At 36.2% G+C, this 26,713-nt stretch carries 27 protein-coding genes; 9 read left to right on the top strand and 18 right to left on the bottom strand.

Annotated features, from left to right (window positions below):
• Nucleotides 1-250: 250 nt before the first annotated feature.
• Nucleotides 251-1,828: a M14 family zinc carboxypeptidase gene (locus MHI40_RS14395; RefSeq protein ID WP_340763218.1), complete on the bottom strand. Its 1,578-nt coding sequence runs from the start codon at nucleotides 1,826-1,828 to the stop codon at nucleotides 251-253.
• Nucleotides 1,829-1,971: 143 nt separating this feature from the next.
• The gene (locus MHI40_RS14400) at nucleotides 1,972-2,208 is read right to left on the bottom strand and encodes an IDEAL domain-containing protein (RefSeq protein WP_093537643.1); all 237 of its coding nucleotides are present in this window, start codon (nucleotides 2,206-2,208) and stop codon (nucleotides 1,972-1,974) included.
• A 178-nt stretch (nucleotides 2,209-2,386) separates the two neighbouring features.
• Here MHI40_RS14400 and MHI40_RS14405 point away from each other — a divergent pair, with 178 nt between their 5' ends.
• Nucleotides 2,387-2,926 carry a competence protein ComK gene (locus MHI40_RS14405; protein ID WP_175496285.1) on the top strand — a complete coding sequence of 180 codons (540 nt, stop codon included), beginning with the start codon at nucleotides 2,387-2,389 and terminating at the stop codon, nucleotides 2,924-2,926.
• On the opposite strand, the gene MHI40_RS14410 is transcribed toward MHI40_RS14405, so the two are convergent.
• Complete coding sequence (locus MHI40_RS14410; protein ID WP_093537641.1) at nucleotides 2,923-3,288, bottom strand: hypothetical protein; 366 nt, start codon at nucleotides 3,286-3,288, stop codon at nucleotides 2,923-2,925. The genes MHI40_RS14405 and MHI40_RS14410 overlap by 4 nt on opposite strands.
• A gap of 159 nt (nucleotides 3,289-3,447) precedes the next feature.
• Nucleotides 3,448-4,677: an EAL and HDOD domain-containing protein gene (locus MHI40_RS14415; protein ID WP_340763219.1), complete on the bottom strand. Its 1,230-nt coding sequence runs from the start codon at nucleotides 4,675-4,677 to the stop codon at nucleotides 3,448-3,450.
• A gap of 156 nt (nucleotides 4,678-4,833) precedes the next feature.
• On the opposite strand from MHI40_RS14415, the gene MHI40_RS14420 reads away from it, so the two are divergent.
• On the top strand, nucleotides 4,834-5,610 hold the full coding sequence (locus tag MHI40_RS14420) for an enoyl-CoA hydratase-related protein (RefSeq protein ID WP_340763220.1): 777 nt from the start codon (nucleotides 4,834-4,836) through the stop codon (nucleotides 5,608-5,610).
• Between the two features lie 76 nt (nucleotides 5,611-5,686).
• On the opposite strand, the gene MHI40_RS14425 is transcribed toward MHI40_RS14420, so the two are convergent.
• Complete coding sequence (locus MHI40_RS14425; protein WP_093537638.1) at nucleotides 5,687-6,007, bottom strand: DUF378 domain-containing protein; 321 nt, start codon at nucleotides 6,005-6,007, stop codon at nucleotides 5,687-5,689.
• Nucleotides 6,008-6,192: 185 nt separating this feature from the next.
• Here MHI40_RS14425 and MHI40_RS14430 point away from each other — a divergent pair, with 185 nt between their 5' ends.
• Nucleotides 6,193-6,747 (top strand): GNAT family N-acetyltransferase, encoded by a 555-nt coding sequence (locus tag MHI40_RS14430; RefSeq protein ID WP_340763222.1) that lies wholly within the window; start codon nucleotides 6,193-6,195, stop codon nucleotides 6,745-6,747.
• A gap of 221 nt (nucleotides 6,748-6,968) precedes the next feature.
• Here the strand turns inward: MHI40_RS14430 and MHI40_RS14435 are convergent, their stop codons facing one another.
• Nucleotides 6,969-7,850: a DMT family transporter gene (locus MHI40_RS14435; RefSeq protein WP_340763223.1), complete on the bottom strand. Its 882-nt coding sequence runs from the start codon at nucleotides 7,848-7,850 to the stop codon at nucleotides 6,969-6,971.
• 104 nt (nucleotides 7,851-7,954) lie between these two features.
• Nucleotides 7,955-8,923, bottom strand: a complete 969-nt coding sequence (locus MHI40_RS14440; RefSeq protein WP_340763225.1) for a DMT family transporter — start codon at nucleotides 8,921-8,923, stop codon at nucleotides 7,955-7,957.
• A gap of 132 nt (nucleotides 8,924-9,055) precedes the next feature.
• Between MHI40_RS14440 and MHI40_RS14445 the strand changes: the two genes are divergently transcribed.
• Nucleotides 9,056-9,934 (top strand): LysR family transcriptional regulator, encoded by an 879-nt coding sequence (locus MHI40_RS14445; protein WP_340763227.1) that lies wholly within the window; start codon nucleotides 9,056-9,058, stop codon nucleotides 9,932-9,934.
• An 80-nt stretch (nucleotides 9,935-10,014) separates the two neighbouring features.
• On the opposite strand, the gene MHI40_RS14450 is transcribed toward MHI40_RS14445, so the two are convergent.
• Complete coding sequence (locus MHI40_RS14450) at nucleotides 10,015-10,848, bottom strand: DUF2268 domain-containing protein (RefSeq protein ID WP_340763228.1); 834 nt, start codon at nucleotides 10,846-10,848, stop codon at nucleotides 10,015-10,017.
• Nucleotides 10,849-10,993: 145 nt separating this feature from the next.
• On the opposite strand from MHI40_RS14450, the gene MHI40_RS14455 reads away from it, so the two are divergent.
• On the top strand, nucleotides 10,994-11,251 hold the full coding sequence (locus MHI40_RS14455) for a hypothetical protein (protein WP_340763229.1): 258 nt from the start codon (nucleotides 10,994-10,996) through the stop codon (nucleotides 11,249-11,251).
• 136 nt (nucleotides 11,252-11,387) lie between these two features.
• On the opposite strand, the gene MHI40_RS14460 is transcribed toward MHI40_RS14455, so the two are convergent.
• The 6 genes from MHI40_RS14460 to MHI40_RS14485 all read right to left on the bottom strand — a co-directional run bounded on the left by MHI40_RS14460 (nucleotide 11,388) and on the right by MHI40_RS14485 (nucleotide 17,174).
• Nucleotides 11,388-12,521, bottom strand: coding sequence for a bifunctional cystathionine gamma-lyase/homocysteine desulfhydrase (locus MHI40_RS14460; protein ID WP_340763230.1), 1,134 nt, complete (start codon nucleotides 12,519-12,521; stop codon nucleotides 11,388-11,390).
• A 2-nt stretch (nucleotides 12,522-12,523) separates the two neighbouring features.
• On the bottom strand, nucleotides 12,524-13,453 hold the full coding sequence (locus MHI40_RS14465) for a PLP-dependent cysteine synthase family protein (RefSeq protein ID WP_340763231.1): 930 nt from the start codon (nucleotides 13,451-13,453) through the stop codon (nucleotides 12,524-12,526).
• Entirely contained in the window at nucleotides 13,453-13,923 is a 471-nt protein-coding gene (locus MHI40_RS14470) for an S-ribosylhomocysteine lyase (RefSeq protein WP_093537628.1), read from the bottom strand. The genes MHI40_RS14465 and MHI40_RS14470 overlap by 1 nt, the downstream gene beginning before the upstream one ends.
• A 12-nt stretch (nucleotides 13,924-13,935) precedes the next feature.
• Nucleotides 13,936-14,574, bottom strand: a complete 639-nt coding sequence (locus MHI40_RS14475) for a class I SAM-dependent DNA methyltransferase (RefSeq protein ID WP_340763232.1) — start codon at nucleotides 14,572-14,574, stop codon at nucleotides 13,936-13,938.
• A 134-nt stretch (nucleotides 14,575-14,708) separates the two neighbouring features.
• The gene (locus MHI40_RS14480) at nucleotides 14,709-16,550 is read right to left on the bottom strand and encodes an SLC13 family permease (RefSeq protein ID WP_340763233.1); all 1,842 of its coding nucleotides are present in this window, start codon (nucleotides 16,548-16,550) and stop codon (nucleotides 14,709-14,711) included.
• A gap of 126 nt (nucleotides 16,551-16,676) precedes the next feature.
• Nucleotides 16,677-17,174, bottom strand: a complete 498-nt coding sequence (locus MHI40_RS14485) for a GNAT family N-acetyltransferase (RefSeq protein WP_093537625.1) — start codon at nucleotides 17,172-17,174, stop codon at nucleotides 16,677-16,679.
• Between the two features lie 175 nt (nucleotides 17,175-17,349).
• Between MHI40_RS14485 and MHI40_RS14490 the strand changes: the two genes are divergently transcribed.
• Both MHI40_RS14490 and MHI40_RS14495 read left to right on the top strand, forming a co-directional pair.
• Entirely contained in the window at nucleotides 17,350-18,351 is a 1,002-nt protein-coding gene (locus tag MHI40_RS14490) for a S66 family peptidase (protein WP_340763234.1), read from the top strand.
• A complete protein-coding gene (locus tag MHI40_RS14495) occupies nucleotides 18,339-18,878 on the top strand; it encodes an HAD-IIIA family hydrolase (RefSeq protein ID WP_340763235.1) in 540 nt (179 codons plus the stop codon). Before MHI40_RS14490 ends, MHI40_RS14495 begins: the two co-directional genes overlap by 13 nt.
• A gap of 42 nt (nucleotides 18,879-18,920) precedes the next feature.
• Here MHI40_RS14495 and MHI40_RS14500 read toward each other — a convergent pair whose 3' ends face one another.
• Both MHI40_RS14500 and MHI40_RS14505 read right to left on the bottom strand, forming a co-directional pair.
• Nucleotides 18,921-19,679 (bottom strand): hypothetical protein, encoded by a 759-nt coding sequence (locus MHI40_RS14500; protein WP_340763236.1) that lies wholly within the window; start codon nucleotides 19,677-19,679, stop codon nucleotides 18,921-18,923.
• 71 nt (nucleotides 19,680-19,750) lie between these two features.
• Nucleotides 19,751-20,278 carry a GNAT family N-acetyltransferase gene (locus tag MHI40_RS14505; protein ID WP_093537622.1) on the bottom strand — a complete coding sequence of 176 codons (528 nt, stop codon included), beginning with the start codon at nucleotides 20,276-20,278 and terminating at the stop codon, nucleotides 19,751-19,753.
• Between the two features lie 136 nt (nucleotides 20,279-20,414).
• On the opposite strand from MHI40_RS14505, the gene MHI40_RS14510 reads away from it, so the two are divergent.
• Nucleotides 20,415-21,770 carry an amino acid permease gene (locus tag MHI40_RS14510; protein ID WP_093537621.1) on the top strand — a complete coding sequence of 452 codons (1,356 nt, stop codon included), beginning with the start codon at nucleotides 20,415-20,417 and terminating at the stop codon, nucleotides 21,768-21,770.
• A 64-nt stretch (nucleotides 21,771-21,834) separates the two neighbouring features.
• On the opposite strand, the gene MHI40_RS14515 is transcribed toward MHI40_RS14510, so the two are convergent.
• Nucleotides 21,835-23,811, bottom strand: coding sequence for a S9 family peptidase (locus tag MHI40_RS14515; RefSeq protein WP_340763237.1), 1,977 nt, complete (start codon nucleotides 23,809-23,811; stop codon nucleotides 21,835-21,837).
• 139 nt (nucleotides 23,812-23,950) lie between these two features.
• A complete protein-coding gene (locus tag MHI40_RS14520) occupies nucleotides 23,951-25,498 on the bottom strand; it encodes a fatty acid--CoA ligase family protein (RefSeq protein ID WP_093537619.1) in 1,548 nt (515 codons plus the stop codon).
• 212 nt (nucleotides 25,499-25,710) lie between these two features.
• Here MHI40_RS14520 and MHI40_RS14525 point away from each other — a divergent pair, with 212 nt between their 5' ends.
• A complete protein-coding gene (locus MHI40_RS14525) occupies nucleotides 25,711-26,286 on the top strand; it encodes a hypothetical protein (protein WP_340763238.1) in 576 nt (191 codons plus the stop codon).
• The last annotated feature ends 427 nt before the right edge of the window (nucleotides 26,287-26,713 follow it).

The raw sequence follows: 26,713 nt of genomic DNA on the forward strand, positions 1-26,713 counted from the left end.
CACTACGAAAACATATGCTCCTGCGGTTACTCGTCGCAAAGACATTGGTCAAACAAAGTTCGAGCAATGTCTTTCCTGCGGGGTCTTCAGCTCAAGCTATTCCCACTGAAGTCTTCGTGGTGGACCTTCCCTTATAAACAGTTCCAATAGAGTATTCAATATCTTACTTTTAATAGGACAAATAAACATCCTTCGGAACATTTATTACTATTCCTAACCGTTTATAAAAATGCTTTTGTTAATTTCATTATTATCTTTTAGATGCTTCTTGCGCTAAATATAAGCCTACTTTGTTGTTCTGCCTCCAGATAGCATCCCACTTCGATAAAGGCACAGGAATATCTCCTACATACGGAGAAATTTCTAATGTGATACCTGGCATTTTCGTTTGTTGGATAAACCAATCAGCAGATGCCCCTGAACCGGGCAAATATTGAGGAGGCATTACTTTGTAGCCAGTGAGCTTTGATAATGTTTTTGCCAATGCTTGATCTCGCTTGGATTCTGCTTGCTTTTGATAGTTAAACCAGTACATAATTTGACCTGAAGAATGGTAAGAAATATACGTTTTAAATTTGTGTTTTTTGACGAAATCTCGAAATGCTTGTGACTCTGGTTCACTAAAAGCACTAGGTCCTTTATATGCCATATATGCAGGTTTCTTATGACCGCCGGTAATCTTATCCCAACCAGACGCAAAGTTATCATTTAAATCTACTCCACGAATATTGGATTTCCACCTATTAAAATTAGTACTTCCATTTATCTTTGTAGCAAGTGCCCCATTTTTTAACGATTTTGGTCCGGATTGAACAAGTTTTACACCATCAGGATTCATCATGGGGATAAACCAAATAGCAGTTTGATCCAATGTCTCACGAACATTATATCCACCATAAACAGATTTGTTTTTGTAATGAATGCTATATGTGTCAATCATTTCAACTACAACGTTTGTCGTCATATGCTCGCGAGCATGTAAAGAACCATCTAGTAGAACTTCCTTTTTGCCGTTTCCTATTTTCATCGCATACATAGGGGTACCTTCTACAGATTTACCTATTTGCTCGAGCTTTGTAAACTCTGGATATAATGTTGCAACTACTTGAAGTAAATAAGTCATTTCTTCATAAGTTAAAACTTTTTTCGGTTGCAATAAATCCATATGGACAAAATCATTCATATTTATCCTTGCCTCTTGTCCAAGAAAATAAATAACACCTTTACTCTTTTCTAATGCTATTAAATCCACTGATTGATTGGCGGAAAGAGTTGCTATTTGGATTAATTGTTTATTGTAAATAGGTACCTCATCACGATTATATAATTTCATTGGATATTTCGCTTTTTTGCTAGTATCTATTATAGGTTCCGTCGTCGTAGGAATCGTACCTGCCAGTGGAATATAGTATACTTCTTTACCCACTTCTACTAAATGATAGACAGAAGCAGTTTTAGTACGAGTTAAAACAGCTTCTTTTAACAGAATTCCTTTTTGCACTAGCTTTCCTTTTGTCATAATATAGTATGGGATTTGATCCTCCACTACTTTAAAACTCATTCGCTCTTGTTCAAACAAAGTGCTTGCTTGACTACTATGGATAAATCCTTGTACTCCATTAAAATCAATTTTATAATATCCTTCCTGTAAACCTGTTGTTTCGTACACATCAGCTTTTGTACCATCTAATAATATAGAAGAATCAATGGAGGCATCCGTTAGTACTTGATAGGTATCAAGGGTTTTAATATCCCATCTGTCTTCTGCTTGGACAATAGTTGGTAGAATTAATAGTAAAAATAATGCTGTCAGCAAACAACGTTTCATTTATTGCATCCTCCTTCTTTAACACTTATAGTGGTAAATCTTTCAACTTCTCTTAGCTTAACGTACTATTTTGTCAAAAGAAATAGAATTTTGCGATATAAAAAAACCACTTCAATAGAAGTGGTTTTTTACGTTAGATTTGATTATTTAGGACTGTTTAGTTGATGAAGTGCAGTTGTATAATCCATAAATGCTGCCATGTCTTTCTGATCCAATGCCTCATCTATTAATGTTAAGAGACGTTTACTACTTTGTTCCCGGTGGATTATGTTCAAAAACATATCAAGATATATTTCGTTTAACAAATTTTCAGCAGAGCTTTCCTTCCCTGCCTGGCCCATTGCTTTCAAGAAATCTGCATATGAATATTGTTTGTCCATCTCCATCACCCCGATGTCTTTTTTCTATTATATAAAAGCAACGAGCTACTTGCAATCATTTTTAGAAAATTAAGATTACATAGTTAATATGTAATATTCCGAAATTTCGGTATATATACTTGCTTTACTTCCAATATTAACTATAATTGAGGTATATAATACAAAGGGGTGGATTTTTATGTCGAATAAAGCAGAAGAAAAATCTTATTTTATTTCATTTGAAACCGCTGTACTTCAACCTTTTATAGTGAATAATATGATATTTACGAAAGTAACTAACTTTTCAGGTGAATCCCATATTATAGGTAAAAAGCCTTTTGATATTGTTCGTCACTCTTGTTCTTTTTATGGCTCTTCGTTTCAGCATACAGTACGATTATCGAGAGATGCGATTGGAAATTATTTAAAGTTACCAATTCTTATAGCGCATGACTTCGGAAATCCATGTATTTTCTTACCAATACTCTCGCCAAAATCTGATTTAAATGTGTGGTTCTCTTTGAAGGCAATAGCAGGATTTTATCCGTCTGAGGAAGGTTGTGTCGTTGTTTTAACAAATGGCCAAAAAATAATTGTTCCTTCTTCTCCACAAACAATAAGTAGACAGGTCGGATTTGCTAATATACTAAATATGCATTTACTGAAACGGATGAGCTATTTAATAAACACTGGTTACACCACGCAAACTCCACGAATTCAAAAAGACACACAGTACTAACGAAGTTTTTCTACTACTGCCAAATATATAGATAGTAGTTCTTCAACTCTATTGCGGAGACGAACATTTAAGTAACGACGATGTTCTTCATAGCCACCATGAAAAAATACATACTCTGTGAACATATCATCTCCTTCTCCCCGAAGAACTTTCATACTGTGACGCTTCATGTACATATGCGTCTGTTTTAACTCTTTTTGTACTTGCTTTCCTGCTTCTTCTACTAAAACGATATACGGACGCTTCAATTTAAATGGAGCATTTTCAAAAATAGTCCGATCTTTTTCTAAAATAGTCAAGACCATTGGAAGATAAATCATGTTTTCAAGATATGGAATTGCCTCTTCCGGTATTAATGGCATAACTACTCCTCCTTCTCCTTTTAGGAACGTACGTTCTTATTTTTAATTGTACTACTTTTATCGGAAAAAGCAACAAACGAGTTATTGGTATATAAATGAAACATTAGAAAAAACAATCACTAAAAAGAACAACTGCCATCTCTAAAATGGCAGTTGTTCTTAAGCTACTATATCCATAGCCCACCTACGGGCTTCTAAATAATATTTGTTTAATGTAATATGATCAATACCCATAGCTCCAGCACCTGCAATCATAGCATTCCATCTAACTTCGTCGCATGCTACGGCAAGTTCTAAATAAGGAGTCATATCGGTACTTTTTCCTGCTAGCGTCTCTATTACCTCATCTGTGAGAGGCAGTTCTTGAAGCAAAAGAGTCATCTTTTGATGCAATAATGTATCTATTAAAGAAAACATTCCTACAAGAAAATATTCAGAAGAGTTTCGTAATGAATGATTTTTGGCTAACAGCTCACAAAACTTCGCACGGAATAAGGATGCTTCAATTAGAGCCATGCCATCGCCATTTGAATTTACGGTCGACTCTCTTAACATTAATACATATAACCAATGATTCAATTCTTCTAAGCCCAACATCACTACAGCTTGTTTAATGGAACGAATCTTAGATCTTTTTCTGGAGGTTGGGGAGTTAATAATTTTCAAAACTTTAAAGGAAAGCGACACATCACGCTCTATTTCCTCTGCTATTTGTTCAATAGAAGAAACTGGGTCACTAAGTAAGCTAATAATACGAAAATACTGTGCCATATTAGCTGGTACATCTGTTCCTTTAATAATTTCAGGTTTAGCAAAAAAGTACCCTTGGAATAACCCGTATCCAGCTTCTTTTGCCTGATAAAATTCTTCACGCGTTTCTACTTTTTCAGCTAACAGAACAATATGAGGATAATTGTTCTTCACAATTTTTTCAATTACTTGTCTTTCAGAAGGTTTACTCAACATGAAATCTACTTTTATAAAATTAACTAAACTAAATAATTCATCATATAAATTTATATTTTCATGTAATATAAAATCATCCAATGCAATTAAAAATCCGAGTTTTTTAATATATTTAAGCTTTTCAATTAAAGTCGGCGTAATCGAAATATCCTCTAGAACTTCCACAACAACACGTTTAGGTGGAATCTTGTCAAATACTGTATTATCTAATAAGTTTTCTGTAAAGTTAATAAAGCATAATTTTTCTCCAACAAGGTTGTTTATACCAATCGTTAAAAATGAATGAGTTAATACCTCTAAAGTCGCAAAATCTCCGTCTGTAATAGGAAATACATTCGTACCACTATTACGATACAATAATTCAAAGGCAAAAATATGCTCATTTTTTGTAAAGATTGGTTGTCTTGCCACAAAAACATCCATACAAACTCCTCAAATCCTAAATATTCAATATGTCTATTGTAGCAAATATTTCCAAGGAAATCGATGTATTTTCTAATTATTACCTGCGGATGACAGAAAACTTGGAACATGATATGTTTGGTAATGGGGAAGAACATCGAAAGGGGAGAAATAATAATGGAATCTATTCGTTATACACAACAGGGGAATATAGCATATGTCACGCTAAACAGACCAGACGCATTAAATGCATTTAACTATGAAATGCTACGTAAACTCGGAGATATTACAGAATCTATACGTATTAACCCTGATATTCGTGTTGTTATTTTCACGGGTGCAGGAGAAAAATCATTTAGTGTTGGTGCAGACTTAAAGGAAAGAAAAACATTAACTGATCAACAAGTTAAACGGAATATATATAAAATTGGCGAAGTATTTACAGCGATTGAAAACCTTCCTCAACCCACTATAGCTATGCTAAATGGCTATGCTTTTGGTGGCGGAACAGAATTGGCGCTTGCCTGTGATTTTAGAATTGCTTCAGATGATATTCTACTTGGCTTGACGGAGACAAGTTTAGCAATAATCCCAGGAGCTGGTGGAACTCAACGTCTGCCAAGACTTATAGGAGAATCTAAAGCATTAGAATTGATATTAACTGCTAGAAGACTAAAAGCAGATGAAGCGATGTCCTATGGATTAGTCACAAAGGTAACAACTCGAGAAGCTCTCCAAGAAGAAACAGAGGCATTTGCAAAACTAATGCTTGCAAATGGACCTATTGCTTTGCAGCAAGCTAAATTCGCTGTAAAACACGGGATGAATGTTGATCTACAAACTGGCTTAAGTATTGAAAGAAAAGCATATGAAATTACAATACCTACAGAAGATCGATTAGAAGCATTACAAGCCTTCGGAGAAAAAAGAAAGCCGGTTTTTAAGGGGAAATAAGTTTCTGCATCAATAAATGCTTATTAAAAAAGGATAGATAATCTGCTTGAAGGTGCAGTTATCTATCCTTTCTTAGTTATTTATTTTTCTCATTCTCTTTTGAAGCTGCTTCATTTATATCCGTGAATTCTGGTTCCTCCCCGAATTCAGTTCCATATTGAAGGTTTCGAGAACTTTGTCTGCTTGTTCCGAATTCTTCTTCCTCAGACGTTCTAAATAAAAGTGGAATGCAGATTAAGCCGCTTATTCCTACTAATGCATAGATCACTCTAGAAAAAGCTGCAGTCTGACCTCCAAAAATAGAAGCAACTAAATCGAATTCGAAAAAGCCGATCAATCCCCAGTTAATTGCACCAATTATAACGAGGGCTAAAGCAAGCCGATGTATAAATCCCACTGATTAACTCCTCCTTCATTAGTTCTACGAATGATAGCGACGATATGGGATAACATATCGAAAACAACTAAGATTCGTTCTTATCTTTTACCAGAAATAACGATTCATACATGAAGAGAAATTGAAATATTAAAATACGTGAAAGTGTTCGCTTAAACTAAACTGCAGAAAGTTGCAGAAAGGAGATGTTTGTAATTAGAGGAAATCCAATAAAATTTAATATACGAAATTTGAGTTATGTAATAAGGTCTGCAAAAGAGGAGGATGCGAAAACTTTAGCTGAAGTGAGGTTGCAGATAGATGGCGAAACAGAAAATATGGATAGAGAAATGGGCGAAGCATACATAGATGAAGCTAGTTTTAAACAACTAATCATTGAAGACACCAAAAGTCCTTATAATCTATTTTTAGTTTGCGAAGCAAACGGTAAGGTTGTTGGCTTTTCAAGGTGTGAAGGAAGTCAGTTGAAAAGAATGTCTCATAAAGTTGCATTTGGCGTTTGTGTACTTAAGAATTTCTGGGGATACGGCATTGGTACAAACTTGTTAAAAGAAACAATTAAGTTCGCTGATACAAACGAAATTAAGAAAATTACTTTGAACGTACTGGAAACTAATCAAAAAGCCATCATGCTTTATAAAAAATATGGTTTTGAAGAAGAAGGAGTATTGAAGAAGGATAAGCTACTATCAGATGGGAATTATTATAATACCATAATCATGGGAAGATTTAATGAGTAAAGACAGACGCTTTTAACAACTAATGCATCCTTAGTGGAACAATAATAAGCACCTCTTAATGCAGCAGGAACCCGAGTATGATTCATCTCCCATGAATGAAGAAATACGTCTTCGATACAGTGTGGCCGCTGGAGTCAAAATAATACTATCTTGTGAATCGTTGTAAAACTACATACCTTCACAAAAAGCTCCAGCGAGATTCTATACCACAAACTGTAAAATCAGCCGACTGTTTTCATTTTATCCTTTTTCAAAAATCCCATTTTTGTTTCGGAAATTAGAATAGCTAACAAAATGAGAAATGCTCCAATAATCATTCTTCCTGTCATGATTTCACTCAAAATGATAATGGAAAAGACCATGCCCCAAAACGATTCAGTAGCTAATATAATGGCTGCCTTTGTTTCTGTAATATATTTTTGAGCCACTGTTTGCATGAGAAAAGCAATCGTTGTAGAAAAAATTCCTAAGTATAACAGATTCAGCACACCTTCAGATTCGACGGAAAAACTCGTTTCTCCTCTAAATAGTATGACGATACAACCAATAACTGCTGCAGTAACCATTTGGACAATCGTAAGCACAACAGGATCTTCCGTCTTAACAAACTTAGCCGTGTAAAAAATATGAAAAGCAAATCCTACCGCACAACCTAAGGTCAATACATCTCCCACATTGATGTCCGAAGATAATTTTAAAGATAGGACAGCAATACCAACAACAGCGAGAATAGCACCAGTTAGTTCGTACATATCTATTTTTCTTTTATATAAAAGAAATCCTATAAATGGAACGATAACAACATTCACGGCTGTTAAAAAAGCGTTTTTGGATGGTGTTGTAAATTGGAGTCCCACTGTTTGAAGTGCAAAAGCAATATATAAAAATATCCCTAATAGCGCTCCTTTAATAAGCGTACTTTTGTTTAGCTTATTAAACTTTTTGAAAAATATAAGACTTAATATAACCGCTCCGATTAAAAACCTGCCAGCTAAAATCTGATACGGCGTATAATGTTCCAAAGCTACTGCACTTGCTACAAATCCACTACCCCAAATAATAGCGGTAAGTACTAATAATAATTCTCCCATATATTTAAACATTATTCCCACCAACCTTATTATACTAAAACTAGTATAGCGTAAATATTCACAAAAAAAGCGCCTTCTTCTACAATATTTTCATTGTAGTGAAAGTCGCTTTATAACTAGGAAATACTCTCTTGTAAACTTTGATTTAGTTGTTGACTTGTCTCTTTCTTTTGAATTAACCGGACAAAAATATTATTAGCAAGAAGAGCCAGAATGATAAAACCTACTCCTATAATTTCAAAGGAAGAGATATGGTTACCTTGAACACTTGAAATAACAAGTGTCGTAACAGGAACAAAGTTAATAAACAACAAAGCATTTAAAGGCGAAAGAATACTAACACCAATATTCCATCCAACTAAAGCAATAACTCCAGGAAAGACAATCATAAATAGCAGATGTGGACTAACTGTTTGAATAGTACCAAATGTCGGCACAGAGACGTATCCTACCATCGTTGCTATTGCTACAATGACAACTGCAGAAATCGTACCTAGTAAACAGCTTAATGTCGAATAACGAAGCACAGACCAGCCTCTAAACTTGTCTCCACCCATTGTATAAATAACCCAGCCAATAACCGCGATGAAAATCAATATAGATGGAATTATATTATTGGTAGCAGTCAAAAAGGAAGTGATATCACCTTTAGTAATAACAAGTATTGCTCCCACAAAAGAAACCACCACACATAAAATTGTAAATGAATAAGGACGGCGTCTATAAAATAGCCAAACGATTATAATTGAAATCATGGGCATTAACGATTCCATAATAGAAGCAACCATAACACCTGGTTCTCCTAGTAAGTCTTCACCCCAGAAAATAAGTAAGTTATAGACAGTAAAAGCCATTGTCCCAAAAAACCATAATAACCTTCCCTTTCCCTCCAATCGAAACGCCTTTGGTCCTTCCTTCCATAGTAAAAGTAAAACTAAAATTATGGAGACTGCTCCGTAGCGGAAAATAGTAAAGTAAAATGGATCAATATAAGTAAAAGCATGATGCGCTACCGGAAACATTGCTCCCCATGACACACTTGCGATAAAACATAATAAGGCACCTAAAAAAATATTATTTTTCATAAAATTTATTCTCCTTCTCGTATTCCCTTATCTATTAAACGTCATGATTACCTATCATGTAAAATGATTATTTTTGATGTTATGTATCATTTATTGTGATATCATGTAATTTTACAAAGGAGTGAATGCAAGGTGGAGTTAAAAGACTTAGAAATATTTCAACTTGTTGCTCAAAAAGGAACAGTTACAGCAGTCGCAAAAGAACTGAGTTATGTTCAATCCAACATTACAGCACGTATTAAAAAATTAGAAGTAGAGCTAAATACACCATTATTTAACCGCCATAATAGAGGGATGAATTTAACACCTGAAGGAAAAAAGCTATTAGTATATTGCGAGCAAATTTTATCATTAACCAACGAAATGAAAAAGGTAGTGCAAAATAAAGAACACCCATCGGGAAAATTAGAAATTGGAACAGTCGAAACTGTTATAAAACTACCAACTATTTTATCTGCATTTACTAAAAAGTATAAAGAGGTAGACCTTTCTCTCTTCTCAGGTGTCACAGAAAAACTGCAGGAGGAAGTATTGAATCATCGATTAGACGGAGCTTTTGTTACAGAAACTACTCCCCATCCAGAGCTTGTCTCCCATGATGTTTTTCAAGAAGAACTAGTATTAATATCGAATATAAATACTACAACTCTAGAACAACTGAAAAATGAACCCTTTTTATGTTTTAGCAAAGGCTGTGGATACAGAGCGAGATTAGAAGCTTGGTATAAAGATGAAAATATAGTTCCTAAAAAAGTAATGGAGTTTGGAACGTTAGAAACGATTTTAAGCAGTGTTGTCGCTGGCTTAGGCATCACTTTTATCCCAAGGTCAGCAGTGTCACATTTAGAGGCCCGTGGACTGATTCACTGTCATTTATTGCCTACGAAATACAGTGAAATTAAAACCGTATTTATCAGACGTTCCAATACGTATTTAACAACTACAGTTGAAAGATTTATTGAAACTATTGATTTGAGTAATGGTGAATCCTCTGAGCTGCTACAATATTAGATAAAAATGAATTCCTTCCAAAAAAGCGTCATCTCTTGAAAGTCAGAGATGACGCTTTTTGTATAGGAAAGTATTCCAGTTTATATAGCAAAATTAGAGCCTGCTATAATTTCATCAGATGTCTTAAGCAGCAATTCCTTCATAACAAAAGGCCCATGCTTTTTATTGTACGTATACACAATTTGATAGCCAATATGATAGCCAATCCACTTCGGAAACGGCGTCTTATTTTGACCAAATAAGTAAAGCTGGTGATTTTTAATCCCCTTTATGTGCAAGCCAGGTACAAAATGCCTTTTCCACACTTCTTTCGCCTCTTCCAAGCGATACATATTCGTCCAAGGAGCTATCCACTTTTTTCCGTACAACTGTTTTACCGCAAACTCGCCTAGCCCCTCAATAATCACTGAATCTGCTAAGGAGATGGCTGAAGACGGAGAACTTAAAAATTTTAATCTACATACATGATTATACTCATGGGCTACTAATGCTTTAATCTCTTCTTTGTTAAGCTCAGGAGAGACGAAAAGAAAAAGTACATTTCGATAAGCGATCCCGTTTTTACGGGGAAAATCCTTTCTCCACTGTGCACTTTTTATCGGATAAATATAAATAGAAACCTTTGGACCTCCCCATAATTCTCGCAAATATTTATATTCTTGTTTCACAATATCCCAAACATGATTGAGTTCTAATTTTCGCACGGTTTTCTTTAAAGACTTCCATTCAGTCGGTTCAAATAAACCGTTTTTTAAAAGTTCGTATTGTATGACCTCCGAATTTACCTCTGGGAAAAACTTCATAACTGAATCGCATATAATCTCTCGCTGTAAAGTCTCAACCCCTCTCCCATGCTGTTCTTCGCATTTTTCAGCAAATGTAAAGAGTAAATTTCTCGTTTCTTTGACCGACATGAACCCTCTCCTTTTTGTCTTATAGCATATGTTTTTAATTTATTTTAGTTACCGTGTATAGACAAGTGTCTCTAGCAAGTCCACAGGACCAACATAAACTAACAGAACATACTTGTATGTAGTTTTAGGGAGAGGAGGACTATAGATGAATCAAAATGATATGTATAATCTCTGTTGTAGCTATCAGGGAAAACGAGTAAGAATTGTAGATAACCAAGGGCGAGTACATCGTGGAGAGGTTACAAGAGTTAATAGAAATATGGTATGGCTTCGTCCTGATGAAAATCTTGGTGGTTACGGACTTGGATTTTTCGGCTTTGGAGGATACGGATCGGACTTTGGCTACGGTATTGCACTAGGTGCGATTACCGGCATCGTACTAGCTTCCGCATTTTTTTGGTAATAATGAAGAGAGGTTACAGCCTCTCTTTCTTAAATATATTGAAATTCCAACTAAACCTGTTCATATTCCAACTAAATGATATATAAGCAACAAAAAAGCACACCCCCTCTGTCAAAGGGATATGCTTAATCCAACATTATGCGAGTGCTTGTGTTAAATCCTCTAATAAATCTTCCACATCTTCAATTCCTACTGAAATTCGGACAAGCCCCTCTGTAATACCAAGCTCAGCCCGACGCTCACTTGGGATCGATGCATGAGTCATTCGCGCAGGAACTGAGATTAAACTCTCCACCGCACCTAAACTCTCTGCAAGTGTAAAGTAGCGAAGCTTCGCTAAAAGCTCATCTGCTTTCTCCCCACTTCCAACATCGAAGGAAATCATTCCGCCAAATCCTGTAGACTGTTTCTTCATCAAGTTATGTCCTGGATGAGTAGCTAGACCAGGATAAAAAACGTTAGAAACAGCTTCATGATTATTTAAGAACTCTGCAATTCGTTGAGCATTTACATTATGCTCTTCCATCCGAATACCCAGTGTTTTAATACCACGCATAAGCAACCAAGAATCCTGCGGCCCAAGAACTGCTCCTACAGAGTTTTGAACAAAGTGTAAGTCGGTTGCTAGCTGATCCGAGTTTACAACAACAAGACCTGCCACAACATCACTATGTCCACCCAAATATTTAGTCGCACTATGCACGACAATGTCCGCACCAAGTGATATCGGTTGTTGGAAATATGGCGTCATGAACGTATTATCTACAATAGTTAGTAATCCTTTTTCTTTCGCAAACTTGGAAATTGCTTCAATATCGGTAATTTTCAACAATGGATTTGTAGGGGTTTCTAAGAAAATTGCTTTTGTATTTTCATGGATAGCCGCTTCAACATTCGATAAGTCTCCAGTATCTACGAATGTCGCTTCAATGCCAAAGCGATTCAATACTTTAGAAATTACGCGGAAAGTTCCACCGTATACATCATCCGTTAAAATAACATGGTCACCTTTACTAAAAAGCATCATAACAGAGCTTGTTGCTGCCATTCCAGATGCGAAAGCAAACCCTGCAACCCCTCCTTCTAGCTCGCTGATTAATACTTCCAAAGCATGGCGCGTCGGATTGCCAGTACGTGAATATTCATAGCCTTTGAATTTGCCTACTGCCTCTTGTTTATACGTACTTACTTGATAAATAGGTGTCGATACTGCTCCAGTTGCCTCGTCCCCAACAATTCCTGCATGTATTAACTTCGTTTTAGCGCGCATCCTTATTCCTCCTTGAAAAGTTCATAAACGTTCTGGCTTAAATATCGTTCGCTCGAATCTGGGAAAATCGTTACAATATGACTTCCCTCTTTCGCTACTTCTGCTTCCTTCAATGCTGCATGAAAAGCAGCTCCAGATGAGCTTCCAACTAGTAAGCCTTCTTTTTTTGAAAGTGATCGTAATTGTTGAAATGCATCCTCATCTGTAACAGTATGGATTGCATTAAAATAGGAAGTATCCATGAAGTCCGGTAGAAACTCCATACCGATTCCTTCTGTCACATGAGAACCAGATTCACCACCATTTAATATGGATCCGACCGGTTCTACAATAACTGTTTTAATCGATTCTTTTTGTTTTTTCAAATAGATTGAAGTACCCATAAATGTTCCACCTGATCCTGCACCTGCAACAAAGACGTCAATTTCACCATCTAAATCTCGCCATAATTCAGGTCCGATTGTCTTTGTATACGTAGCTGGATTTGCAGGGTTAGAAAATTGAGAAGGAGAGAAAGCATTTGGTGTTGTAGCCACTAGTTCTACAGCTTTTTTAATCGCCCCCTGCATGCCTAAAGCTGTATCTGTGTTTACTATCTCCGCCCCTAATGCACGCATTAATGTTTGCTTTTCAACACTAAATTTTTGTGGAACAACAAAAATAACTTTATATCCTTTACCAATTGCAGCTAAAGCAACTCCTATACCAGTATTACCTGCAGTAGGTTCAATAATGGTACCGCCTGGTAGAAGTTTCCCAGACCTCTCAGCATCTTCAATCAAAGACAAGCCTAGTCGATCCTTTACACTGCCACCAGGATTAAAATATTCAAGCTTTGCGAAAATACGGCAATTATTAGGAATAGGAATATGTTTTATCTCTACTACGGGTGTGTTGCCTATTAAATCTTGTACACTACTAAAAATGTTCATTATGCTTCCTCTTTATAAATTTGACGCCATTCATCTTTTTTAGCTAGCATGTCAGAAGCTATTTCTTTCGCACCTTCCAAGCTATGACTTGCAGCCCAACCACATTGGACTTCATTGCAAGCTGGAACCTCTGTTGCTTGTAAAACATCTTGTAATGTTTTTTCTAAGATTTCCAGAATTTCCTCAAAGTTATCATGATTGATAACAGATAGGTAGAAACCAGTTTGACAGCCCATAGGACTCAAATCCACTACTTGATCAGTATGATTGCGAATATTTTCTGCCATTAAATGCTCTAAAGAGTGTAGACCAGGCATTTCCATATGCTCTTTATTTGGCTGTTTAAAACGGATGTCATATTTTAATATTACATCGCCACTGTTCCCTACTTTTGTACCTGCAAGGCGTACAAATGGTGCCGCTACTTTTGTGTGATCTAAGTTAAAGCTTTCTACATTCATTTTTTTCATCGTTATCGCTCCTTATTTTATGGTTGCGTCCATTAACCAAACATAATCATTCATTTTCACGAATTCTACTTGAAAACCTGCTTCTGTGAACAATTCTTTTAGTTTAGGAATCGTTGTATAATATTCTCGTTCCAGATCTTCTACTACATTTAAGAATCCACGATTTCTTTCCTTAGCAATTTGTGCTTGTTTGGCTTCCTCTGTAAGAAAAACAGTATCTGCAAAAACGACCTTTCCATTTTTCGAAAGTAGGTTAGCATATTTTTTCAGTGCTATTCCTTTTTCATCATCCGTTAAGTGATGAAACACATAAGTGCTTACAAATGCATCTATATTTTCATTTTGTACATCAAATTCAAGTAAATCTCCATCAATTAAGTTAATAGAAGGAAAACGTTTAGCGGTTACTTCAAGCATCTTAGTATTAGGTTCGATACCAATAACTGAAAAACCTGCTTCTAATAACTTGGCAGTTAAATTCCCAGTTCCTGTTCCAAATTCAATAATAGTACCAGAAACACGGTTAGCTACCTCACTTAAAATAGTTTCATAGCCTTCGAATACATCTCGATACTCCGGATCTTTACCCGAAACGGACGCATCATAAGAGTCTGCCCAACCATCAAAAATATCGACAAATTCTCTGCCCATTTTTTAACCCCTTTTTGAATCATATTATTCCTACTTGCATACTTTGTTTTAGGCTTAACAATATTAGTTATATCATATTCCAACAAATTGTCAAACAAAAAAAGAGCTCTCTTTGGAAGAGAAACTCTTTTAAATTACAATGGGAAAAATATTGGAATTGCAATCATCATAATGATGAACATAATTATTTGTAAGGGTATTCCTGCCTTGATAAAGTCAAAGAATTTATATCCTCCTGCTGTCATTACTAATGCATTAGTAGGAGACGCTACAGGAGTCGCAAAAGCCATACTTGAAGATACAGCTATAGCGATTAAAAATGTATACGGATTTGCATCTAAACTAATGGCTGCAGTCATTGCTATTGGGGCAAACAAAACGGCAGTCGCAGTATTACTAATAAATTGACCAAATACCATCGTCACAAAGTAAATACCAGCTAACACTCCCATTGCACCGAACCCACCAAGAAGATTAACTATCCCTTCAGAAAGAATTACCATACCACCCGTTTTTTCAAGGGCAGTTGCCATTGGAAGCATGGCGGCGATTAAAATAATACTTTCCCAGTTCATCTTGCCATACGCATCATCCATATTACGCAGACACCCAGTCATGACCATTAAAGTAGCGGCTAAAAGAACAGAAATGACTGCAGGAAACACTTCCAAAACCATTAACCCAATCATCAATAGCATAATTGCTCCAGCAATTGGCGCTTTCCCACTAGCAGCAGCCATACTTGCATGCTCTTTAGGTTGCCCAATAATCACAACATCTTTTACAGCTCTAGACAAAAGCTCAATCTCTTCCCAAGCTCCTTGGACCAACAACGCATCCCCGAATCGCAATCGTACTTCCGCCATTTCGGTTAATACATATTCTCCTTTGCGATTAATGCCTAGTATATTTAAGTTATATTTTTCTCGGAAACTAATACTTCCAACCGTTTCGTTTATCAAATTGGAATGTGGAGTTAATAGTACCTCTGCTATACCCAATTGTTTAGAAACGAGTTCCTCTGCATTCGTTGCTTCATCAACCTCTAAGTGAAAATCTCTCACAAATTGCAAAGTATTTTCTAGTGGACCTTGAACATATAAAATATCCTTGCCTTCAATCACACTCATAGGACCAGCCATTTCCTGATAACGGATAGGTAGGATATTCATGCCTTCCATCGACTTACGGTCAATTTTCAAAATAGCAAGATGATATTTTGCAGGAAGCTTTAACTCCGCGAGTTGTTTTCCAATAATCGAAGAACCCTCTACCACTCGAATACGATGCAAGTTACCACCTAACTCATAATCTGCTGCCAGTTGCTGTGGAGATAATTTATGCCCTTCTCCGGCATTATTTTTTCTTTTATCATTCGGCAACACATATTTTCGAGCAACAAGAAAATATAAGATACCAGTAGTGATTCCAATAAAGCCAAGTGGGGTAATTTCAAAAAAACCTAGTTTTTCAAATCCATTATCTACAAGGACCTGGCTGACAATTAGATTGGCCGGTGTGGCAATTAGTGTCATCAGCCCTGACAAGCTACTAATATAAGATAGGGGGATTAAATACTTAGACGGGCTGCTATTAATACTGATGGCAATGCTAATTACTATCGGTAGCATTAAAGCAACTACCCCCGTATTACTCATAAATGAGCCAACACTGCCTGTAATAATAAGTAATAAAACGAATAATTTCCTCTCGCTTTTCCCCGACCATTTCAACAATAAATTCCCGGCAGACTGTGCCAGACCTGTCCGAACAATTCCAGCTCCCACAACAAATAGCCCTGCAATCATAATAACGACAGAATTAGAAAACCCTGCAAGCGCCTCAGTAGGCTCTAACACACCTGAAATAACGAAAGCTAAAAGTGCAAGAATCGCGACAAGGTCTGCACGCACTCGATTGCTTATAAACAAAACGATACTGATCGCTAAAACAACAAATGTAATAGTTAATTGCATAATAGAGCGAATCCTTTCTTACATAATTCTACCCTCATTATATAAGAAGCCCATGTAAAGTTCCTAACCAAAGCTATAAGTGAAAACGTATTCTTTTGGAAAGGTCACAAGATATACAAAAATGATTCAAACCGTTTCTTTTTTGTAAATTGCATTAATAGCGTCCCAATCAAGGGGTCTGGTCATACTAACTTCGCTTTTCTCCGCAGACTTAAAACCGAATTGTTCGTACAGGGTATGAGCATCTCTTGTCGCCAAATGAAAATTAGTGCCTTTCAATTTCGGATTTTCAGTAATAATTGTCATTAGCCATTTACTAAGTCCCTTTCCTCTATACTCGGGAAGTACGAAAACATCGCCCAACCAAGAATATCGGACAAGATCTGATACAACACGAGCAAAACCTATTTGTTTTGGATTGCCCTTAGTTGGATCCCCCTCATAAATCCCATAGCAAAGAATGGAATTCTCAATCGATGCTTCAACTAATTCTCTTGAAGTACCTTCTAACCAATAGGATTCTTGACTAAGAAATTTATAGATAACATCCTTATCCAATAATTTTTTATCCGTACTTATATAAAATTCTTCTTTACTAGTAAACTCAATTTCTTCTTTATACATTAATCTATCTCCTCTCTACTATGTATTACTCATTTAATATAAGTAGTTCCAATTATATAATATTTAGGTTATGTTAAATAGAGAATATTCAACTTATTATTTTAACTTCATGGTCAAATCTTTAGTAATTTTATTCTCTCATTACGATTGTTTATTGAAAGGAATGATTCTCCCTATGAAAGGTTTAAATAGGTTACAAAAAGGCGACAAAATTGGAATTTATTCACCTTCATCACCGATTACGCATTCTTCTCCCCAGCGCTTTGAAAGAGCTAGAACTTTTTTAGAAGCAAAGGGATTTGAAATTATAGAGGGAAATTTAACTGGGAAACAAGACTTTTACCGCTCTGGAAATATTCAAGAACGTGCTCAGGAGTTAAACGAGCTTATTCGTAATCCTGAAATCCGCTGTATTATGTCTACCATTGGTGGGACAAACTCTAACGCTATTTTGCCATATATTGATTATGAAGCTTTTAAAAGAAACCCTAAGATCATGATTGGCTACTCCGATGCTACCGCAATTTTACTCGCAATTTATGCTCAAACTGGAATACCAACATTTTATGGCCCAGCATTAGTGCCGTCATTTGGAGAGTTTGAACCCTACGTAAATTATACATATGATTATTTCAAGGATATTTTAATAAACGAGCAACAAATTCCTTTCAATATTCCACTCCCCCCTTATTGGACAGATGAGCCACTCAATTGGGAATTTAAAACCTGTGACAAACAACTAAGACCGAATGAATGGACTTGCGTAAATGAGGGAACTGCTGAAGGTAGATTAATAGGTGGGAATTTGAATGCTATGTGTGGTATTTGGGGAAGCCCGTTTATGCCTTTAATAAAAGATGGAGATATCTTGTTAATAGAAGACACGATGAAATCTGCAGCTGTTGTGGAAAAAAACTTCAACCTATTAAAGTTAAATGGTGTATTTGATAGAGTTTCTGGAATTATATTAGGAAAACATGAATTATTTGATGATCAAGGAACCGGGAGAATGCCGGCTGATATTTTAGTAGAAATTATGGGAGTTCCAACAATTCCAATTCTTACTGACTTCGACTGCTGCCATACCCACCCGATGTTAACAATGCCTATTGGACGACGAATTAAAATGAATTCTGGTGAAAGAGAGATTGCACTAATGGAGCAATGGATAAATTGATAAGGAAATTAGAAGCAGTTTTTATAGATCGTGATGGGACAATTGGTGGCACAGGTCATTTTATACATCCAAATGACTTTGTTCCTTATGAGTTTAGTAGAACAGCGATTCAGTTACTACAATCCCAAGGAATTAAAATATTTGGATTCACCAACCAACATCGAGTGAGTCGAGGAGAGGCATCCATAGTGGAATTTCAAAAAGAATTTCTGTCCTATGGTTTTGATGATGGGTTCATTTGTCCACATAGCCTTCTCGATTCCTGTGTATGTCGTAAGCCAAATCCTGGCATGTTACTTGAGGCTGCTAGCATATACAATCTCAATCTTAAAAATTGTGTAGTTATTGGGGATGTCGGTGGTACTGATATGCTAGCTGCTCAAGCTGTTGGAGCGCTGAAAATATTAGTGCTTACTGGTTGGGGAAAAGGCTCCTTATCACAGTATCGAGTCGAATGGAAAGATGTAGAACCCGATTATATTGCCGAGAATTTACTGGAAGCAGTCAAATGGATATTAGATCAATAGAAAATGCTGCCTGGAGCAAACCCTTGCAGCATTTTGTCATTCTTAAGTCATTTGATCAATATACTTCTCCAAAATTGGCTCTAAGTATTCCTCTTTTAAAGAAAGATCATTTTGTATAAAGGAATGCACACTTTCTTTATCTAATGCGACTAAGAGGAACTCAGCAAATTCTGGTTGTTCGCCTTTTCCTATTATACTCATATTGTGTTTTTCTAATATAACTTGTAATTCATTCGATGTAAAAGTCACATTCAGCTCGAAAACAACAGCCCAAAAATCATTTAATCCTCCGTGCTTAACAAACATTGGTCTAAAAGATTTTGTATAGGAGGGGTTAATAGATAAACCCATTTCTTCAATCAATTCTTTTTCGATACTTTTCTCCAAATTAAATAACTCACCTTTTAAATCCGACTCGTCTAAACCTCCACCTGTAAATTGTAAACGACCTGGTGTGGAAGTATGTTTGTTCATTTTCCCAAATGCAATGTAATTGTCTTTTGTAATAACAGCCACACAAGTAAAAATAACTTTGCACGGAAATACTTTTTCTTCATGACGAATCGTATATAAATAATGCTTGTAGTCTGTTTTTGCTACAGTAATTTGAAGTTCCTCTGAATTTCTACAAATTTTTTGAATGGTAAAGACTTCTCCATTACGAAAATGTGGATTTATCTTTAATTGTTCATTCCAGAAGTGTTCATGTTTTTCCCTCATTTGTTCTGGTAATTCGTATGGCGTTGAATCATATTTAACTGTAACTATAGACGGCGTTTCTTCAATCACTATTGGCTCCATTCACTATCTCCAATCTTTCAATTGTAGTAATTATGCATCCCAATGCTTCTTCTTTAATTGCAAAAATGGAGTCATTCAAGCTCTTCCCATTCTTCTCTTAATAAACCCATTCGAATAGAGTCATAATATACACCGTTAAAGAATCGACATTTTCGAAGTCTTGCTTCCATTGTCATTCCTAACTTTTCACCGACTTTAATCATCCGTTCATTGCCTGACCAGGTTGTATAGCCAACACGAACAAGTGGTAGTTCTTTAAATAAATGATTAATCCACATTCGGAGTGCCTCTGTACCTATTCCCCCACTCCAAAATTGGGGTTCATAAATGACAATCCCCATTTCTAGCCAAAGGGATTCTTCATGCTCCCAGTAGTAACAGAGCGAGCCGACTAATTCTCCATCTACATAAATCCCCCACATATCTTCTTGGTTGGCGAGTTGATCTTTCTTTTCTAAAAATTGTTCTAAAGTTGAAGGAATATGGGGATAATAAGGTGCATCCCATTTTTTCCATTCGGGAGCACTTTCCTTTGCACTTAATTCCCACAGTCGAACAAGCTCTTTTTCGATAATAGGACGAATCGATACAACTTTCATCTTTTAACTCCAATCTATCATGCTTTGTATTCATAATTTTATCACAATATAAGTATGATAGACTGTTCCCAATACGTATATTATTGTGATAGAGTTTTATCTTGCAGAGTATTAAATTTATAAGGAGTGACATAGCTTGGGTGGAAATCAGCAGTTACAGCGAGGATTAGAACAGCGACATATCACCTTGATGTCATTAGGAGCAGCAATCGGAGTTGGTCTATTTTTAGGTTCAGCTACAGCCATACAGCTGGCAGGACCTGCTATTCTGATTTCCTATATTGTCGGAGGAATAGCCATTTTCATTATTATGCGTGCACTGGGTGAAATGGCCGTACATAATCCAGTTTCAGGTTCATTTAGTCGGTATGCAAAGGATTATCTTGGCCCTCTTGCAGGATACATAACTGGATGGAATTATTGGTTTTTATGGGTAGTTACTTGTATGGCAGAGATTACTGCTGTTGGAGTATATATGAAAATGTGGTATCCAGACACAGCCCCTTGGATTTGGGCATTAGCGGCATTAGTTATTATGACATTGGTTAACTTAATTGCTGTAAAAGCTTATGGGGAATTTGAGTTTTGGTTTGCACTTATTAAAATTATTGCCATATTAGCGATGATTTTTGTTGGGCTAGGTGTCATTCTCTTTGGTCTTGGTAATGGCGGAGTTGCTGTCGGCATAAGTAATTTATGGTCGAACGGCGGATTTGCGCCAAATGGAGTTACTGGCATATTTATGTCCTTACAGATGGTCATGTTTGCTTATTTGGGTGTCGAAATGATTGGTGTAACTGCAGGGGAAGCCAAAAACCCTAAAACGGTTATTCCAAAAGCAATCGACACGGTGTTTTGGCGTATTTTGCTTTTCTATGTCGGGGCATTGTTTGTAATCATGTCCATTTATCCATGGAATGAAATAGGAGCCAATGGAAGTCCTTTCGTTTTAATGTTCGAGAAAATTGGAATTGGTCCAGCAGCAGGTATTATAAACTTTGTTGTGCTTACAGCAGCATTATCTAGTTGTAATAGTGGTATTTTCAGCACAGGACGTATGTTATTTAATTTGGCTGAGCAGAAACAAGCTCCTAATTCATTCGCTAGCATTAGTAGAACGGGAGTACCTTCCAAGGCTATTATCTTTTCTGCCTTCTTGTTATTAGTCGGCGTTGTATTAAACTACTTAGTTCCTGAAAAAGTATTCATTTGGGTAACGAGTATTTCGACTTTCGGAGCCGTTTGGACATGGGGAATTATATTATTATCCCAATTGAAATTCCGCAAAACACTTACAAAAGGGGAAGTATCAAGGCTTTCCTATAAAGCTTTGTTCTACCCAGTAGGTTCTTATTTAGCATTAGCTTTCTTAGTATTGGTTCTTGGCCTCATGGCTTATTTCCCCGATACACGTATTGCCCTAATCGTAGGTCCTATATGGATAATAGGGTTAGTCTTTGTCTATTACAAAAAAGGATTTCACAAAAGATAATAAGTTTCCGATTCAACAAAACCCCTTCATTTCAATATCAGAAATGAAGGGGTTTTCTCTATTTTCAAAGATATTTTGCAAACCAGCTTGTGATTTGGTCTAGTCGTGTTTGTCTTAGATTTGGGAACCCTACTCGAGATAAATTATGATCAGATTGAGGGAAACGAACGAAACTTGTCTCTTTCCCCATAGCTTTTAGCGTAATATATAGCTGTTGTCCTTGTTCGATAGGACAGCGATAGTCATTTTCACTATGCAAGATCAATAAAGGTGTCTCTACATTAGCTGCATATTTAAGTGGAGAAGCATCCCATAGTTTATCGATATCTGTCATATCAGTGCCAATTTGCCATGGTGTGAAATAGTATCCAATATCAGAAACTCCATAAAAACTAATCCAATTAGAAATCGAACGCTGCGTAACAGCTGCTTTAAAACGATTTGTATGACCGACGATCCAGTTAGTCATAAATCCACCATAGCTCCCACCAGTTACACCTAAACGGTTTTCATCAACCCAGTTGTTTTCCTTCAACACATAGTCTACTCCAGCCATGATATCTTCATAGTCGCCACCACCGTAGTCCCCACGAACCGCGTCGACGAAATGTTGACTATATGAGTGACTTCCACGTGGATTTACATATAATACTCCATACCCTTGGGCTGCTATTAGTTGAAGCTCATGGAAAAACGTATTTGCATACATCGTATGAGGTCCACCGTGAATTTCCACAACAAGGGGATACTTCTGTCCTTCTTGATAGCCCGCTGGCTTCATAAGCCAACCATGTACATCCCAATCGTTAAGACCCTTATACACAATGGCTTCTGGTTCGACAAGCTCTACCTCGTTTATCAACTCTTCGTTAAAGTTAGTGATTGTAATTCTTTCACCAGTCGCCAAATTTAGTTTAAATAATTCCCCGGGAAATATTGTATTACTTATTGTCGCCAGAGCATAAGTTCCATTTCTAGCGATATCGTATCCATATACATGCTCGTTTTCTGGAGAAGCCGGGTAAATTTCACCATCCAAAGATGCAAAATACAGACGAACGTCTCCCATTGTGGATAACTGGAAATATAGGTGATTCTGGTTAGTCCAAACAACATCAGGTGCATTTCCTCCTTGTTGAATATCCGCCCCTGCATAGTCACCTACTGGCGCGTCTATCCCTTCTGTTAGTATTTGGAGTTTTCCAGTACTCACTTCATATACATATACTTCTGCATGCGTTGCATTTTTAAATGTGTGAAGCATTCCACCAAAAGCGATATATTGGTCATCCGATGAAAATGTAGCTCCTCCAAAGTGTCCGTCTTCTTCAATGATTACTGATTCCTTCTTCGTTTCTATATCGATTAATAACATAGGTTCATGGAATGAAAAATCTTGATTTTCATCACGATTAACACCCATTACTAGTTTTTTTCCATCATGAGAAATTGCTTGTAGACTATGATTAAATGTACCTTCGGTGAAGGCTGTAATTTCCCCTGATGCTATTACGATAGACCCTATTTGTCGGTAAGTATCTTTTGGTAATAATCCTACACCATCATTATGGTACTTCATATTATCTACCACGTAAGCTTCTGGTAGTTTGTCTTCTTTCTCTTCAGCTTCGTCTGTCCAGCTTCTCCCATCTTTTAGAGATGCAGTGAACCAAATCTTTTTACTACAAGGAGACCATATAAAGCTCGAAACACCTTTTTCAAATTTCGTCAGCTGTTTTGCTTCTCCACCTTTAGCCGACATTATGTAAATTTGGTTTTTATCGTCACGATTCGATATAAATGCTAATTGTTTACCATCTGCAGACCATTTCGGAGAGGATACTTTTTCTTTTGCATGAGTCCATTGTGTTACCTCACTCGTTCCGATCTTCACATGATATAAGTAAGCATAGTACTTGTTATCCTTTTTGTGCATTTCCGTACGGATGAAAACTGCCTCATTCCCGTCCGGTGAAATTACTGGATTGGTGATTGATTGTATTTTAAATAAATCAGTAGCTTCTAATTTTCGTTTTGCCATTATTAATATCTCCCTCTATTTAAATTTCTCTCCCTATTTATTTCGACAACCGAAATCTTTTTCCTTCTATTTTCTATGAAAAGTTTATATAAAAAAAAGCTCCTCATAGATACATGAGGAGCTTGAACAAATTTATCTCTTAAACTGTTTGTGGTTTTAAAGAACGACGTAATATTTTACCCGTTGTGTTCTTCGGAAGTTCCTCTAAGAATTCAATCTTCTTCGGCACTTTATATTTTGCTAGTTTTTCTAAACAATATGCTTCCAGTTGTTGCGCTGTTAATGTAGGATCTTTTTTTACAACAAATGCAAGCACTTCTTCTCCAAAGTTTGGATCAGGGATTCCGACAACCGCTGCCTCAACGATACCTGGATGTGCAAACAAAACTTCCTCCACTTCACGAGGATAGACATTATACCCACCTACGATAATCATATCCTTTTTGCGATCTACGATAAAGAAATAACCTTCCTCATCTTGTCTAGCCAGATCCCCAGTATATAACCACCCATCGCGAATGGCACTTGCTGTTTCTTCCGGCATTTTGTAGTAACCTTTCATCACGTTAGGTCCACGAACGATTAACTCTCCTACCTCACCTACTGAAACTTCTTCCCCAAGCTCATTGACGATTTTGTTCTCCACATTTATGATATTTGTTCCGATTGAACCAGGCTTGCGATCACGGTCAATTGGGTTAAAGCATGTAACTGGTGATGCCTCTGACAATCCATACCCTTCAGATATACGAACATTGAACTTGTCCTCAAAGTTATGCAACAGGGCTACAGGTAAAGAAGATCCTCCTGATATTGCTAAACGTATACTGGAAAAATCTTCTGCATTTCCTTCAGGGAATTGATACAAGAAATTATACATTGTTGGAACACCTGCAAATACAGTAGCTTGTTGCTCTTTTGCAATTTGAAACACTTCTTGCGGGCTAAATCTTGGAATTAATAGTAGTGTTGCACCCATTAATAATGGAGCATTCACAACAACCGTTAAAGCGAACACATGAAATACAGGTAACGTTGTAATTACGCGATCCTCTGTATTAATCTTTAAGTATTCTGCAACATCTCGAGCATTGGAGTAAATATTGTTATATGTTAACATTGCACCTTTTGGATGACCAGTTGTTCCGGAAGTATATAAGATTACTGCTATATCATCTGGATCAGTTTCCACAGCAGACGTACCCATAGCAGCTGAAGAAATCATTACTGAAAACGGTTTCACTTTTGTCTTCAAGTTTTCAGGTAAAGCAGCTAGTTTTTGAACCGTGTCTGGTTGTGTTTCACAAATAATATAATTTTCAACCGAAGTGAAAACCCCTGCAGCTTTCTCTACTAATGGTAATAATGCATCAAGAGCAATAATTACTTTAGCGTCGCTGTTTTTTACAATATAACTGATTTCATCCGGCGAATAAATTGGGTTTATCGGAACAGCGGTAGCACCTATTCGCATAGTGGCATATAAAGAAATTAAAAAGTGTGGTGAGTTACCTAGTAAAAAACCTATATTATCCCCTTTTTCCACACCAATTGACTTTAAAGCCCCTGCAAATAACTCCACTGATTGTTCAAATGCTGCGTATGTAGTATCTTTCCCCATAAAGTTATAAGCAATCTTCTCTGGATGCTCACTGGCAATCTGTTGAACACGTGAAACTAAACTCATATTCTCGTCCCCCATCTTTTTGAATGAATGACCATTCATTATCCCATATTCATTATATAAGAAAAGTTTTGACAATTCAACAAAAACTAGAACTTCGAACTCTAGAGGCTATTTGAAACTCGTGAAAAGGAAGGCTACTTTTGTAGAAGAAGGTATAATTAAGAACATGCAGAATATATAGCTTACAAGGAGGCATGAAAGGAGTAATTTATTTGAAATCTAATATTTCTCTCGTTGCATTTTTAACTTCATTATTCTTAATAACTGGTTGTACGCCTAGTAATTCCTTAAAAACAAATGAAACAAAAAAGGAAGATGTAATCAGTAAAGTGGATGAGAAAGTATTAAAGATGGTGGACTCGGAAGAACAGTTTTCTTATTTAACTGACTTGTCGGAAGAAGAATTAAAGTCCTATAAACAATTTACGGAAGAATATGATACAAAATACTTAAAAGGTTTTTCACCAGAAAATATTTTACTTATATATATTCATTCAGCAGTTATTGATGATATCGAAGCTATCTATGCGTTGGCTTATATGGAAGGTGAGTCATTGGAATTCGACAATTTTAAAGATAAATATTACACGCACCTTAACATATCCAACATGGAAATAGCCTTAGATTTCAGATATTATGATTCAATCCAGGTAAAACAAGAAGAGAGTAATGGCTTATTAGTCGAATTATTGGTTACCTATGGCAGGTTCACAGCTACGACCTTAATGGAATTAAAAAAAGAAAATGATATATGGAAAGTTGTTCTACCTAACATATTTAATAAGTGAGCTATGTTTATCTTTTCCAAGTTAGTATAAAATCAGAGAAAAATAAAATGGTCTTAAAAGGGCATATATGGGAGCGAATATTGTGAAAGGAACTCATAAAATAAGGTTATTTGTTATTTTGAATAGCTTATCCCTTACTGTTTTGCTTGCTCTCTATTAAAGTGGGGCAAATAGTTTAATCACCGGTACTTATACTATTGCCATGTTTGTTATAACATCCACTGCACTTGTAAAAATAGTTACAAAACAAAGTGAATCCTGATCATCGAATCTGAATAAATAGCTAAATATAATAGAGGTACTTTTTCTTATAAAGTTAAATACTGCGTCGGCAATGTATTGCTCAGTTCAATGGACTGGGTTTTTTATTTTGGCTATGTTAAAGGTAAAGGATGATTTAAAAATACTACAAATAAAACTGAGCTGT

Origin of the sequence: Psychrobacillus sp. FSL H8-0510 (genome assembly GCF_038008345.1) — a bacterium.
Classification (GTDB): domain Bacteria; phylum Bacillota; class Bacilli; order Bacillales_A; family Planococcaceae; genus Psychrobacillus; species Psychrobacillus psychrotolerans.

Coding starts and splice junctions, on each gene's coding strand:
- MHI40_RS14440 (WP_340763225.1), bottom strand. CDS start 8,923: ATGAAAAATAATATTTTTTTAGGTGCCTTATTATGTTTTATCGCAAGT.
- MHI40_RS14455 (WP_340763229.1), top strand. CDS start 10,994: ATGAATCAAAATGATATGTATAATCTCTGTTGTAGCTATCAGGGAAAA.
- MHI40_RS14495 (WP_340763235.1), top strand. CDS start 18,339: ATGGATAAATTGATAAGGAAATTAGAAGCAGTTTTTATAGATCGTGAT.
- MHI40_RS14465 (WP_340763231.1), bottom strand. CDS start 13,453: ATGAACATTTTTAGTAGTGTACAAGATTTAATAGGCAACACACCCGTA.
- MHI40_RS14410 (WP_093537641.1), bottom strand. CDS start 3,288: ATGCCATTAATACCGGAAGAGGCAATTCCATATCTTGAAAACATGATT.
- MHI40_RS14460 (WP_340763230.1), bottom strand. CDS start 12,521: ATGCGCGCTAAAACGAAGTTAATACATGCAGGAATTGTTGGGGACGAG.
- MHI40_RS14500 (WP_340763236.1), bottom strand. CDS start 19,679: ATGGAGCCAATAGTGATTGAAGAAACGCCGTCTATAGTTACAGTTAAA.
- MHI40_RS14485 (WP_093537625.1), bottom strand. CDS start 17,174: ATGTATAAAGAAGAAATTGAGTTTACTAGTAAAGAAGAATTTTATATA.
- MHI40_RS14395 (WP_340763218.1), bottom strand. CDS start 1,828: ATGAAACGTTGTTTGCTGACAGCATTATTTTTACTATTAATTCTACCA.
- MHI40_RS14475 (WP_340763232.1), bottom strand. CDS start 14,574: ATGGGCAGAGAATTTGTCGATATTTTTGATGGTTGGGCAGACTCTTAT.
- MHI40_RS14470 (WP_093537628.1), bottom strand. CDS start 13,923: ATGAAAAAAATGAATGTAGAAAGCTTTAACTTAGATCACACAAAAGTA.
- MHI40_RS14400 (WP_093537643.1), bottom strand. CDS start 2,208: ATGGACAAACAATATTCATATGCAGATTTCTTGAAAGCAATGGGCCAG.
- MHI40_RS14430 (WP_340763222.1), top strand. CDS start 6,193: ATGTTTGTAATTAGAGGAAATCCAATAAAATTTAATATACGAAATTTG.
- MHI40_RS14505 (WP_093537622.1), bottom strand. CDS start 20,278: ATGAAAGTTGTATCGATTCGTCCTATTATCGAAAAAGAGCTTGTTCGA.
- MHI40_RS14490 (WP_340763234.1), top strand. CDS start 17,350: ATGAAAGGTTTAAATAGGTTACAAAAAGGCGACAAAATTGGAATTTAT.
- MHI40_RS14435 (WP_340763223.1), bottom strand. CDS start 7,850: ATGTTTAAATATATGGGAGAATTATTATTAGTACTTACCGCTATTATT.
- MHI40_RS14520 (WP_093537619.1), bottom strand. CDS start 25,498: ATGAGTTTAGTTTCACGTGTTCAACAGATTGCCAGTGAGCATCCAGAG.
- MHI40_RS14405 (WP_175496285.1), top strand. CDS start 2,387: ATGTCGAATAAAGCAGAAGAAAAATCTTATTTTATTTCATTTGAAACC.
- MHI40_RS14480 (WP_340763233.1), bottom strand. CDS start 16,550: ATGCAATTAACTATTACATTTGTTGTTTTAGCGATCAGTATCGTTTTG.
- MHI40_RS14515 (WP_340763237.1), bottom strand. CDS start 23,811: ATGGCAAAACGAAAATTAGAAGCTACTGATTTATTTAAAATACAATCA.
- MHI40_RS14420 (WP_340763220.1), top strand. CDS start 4,834: ATGGAATCTATTCGTTATACACAACAGGGGAATATAGCATATGTCACG.
- MHI40_RS14450 (WP_340763228.1), bottom strand. CDS start 10,848: ATGTCGGTCAAAGAAACGAGAAATTTACTCTTTACATTTGCTGAAAAA.
- MHI40_RS14415 (WP_340763219.1), bottom strand. CDS start 4,677: ATGGATGTTTTTGTGGCAAGACAACCAATCTTTACAAAAAATGAGCAT.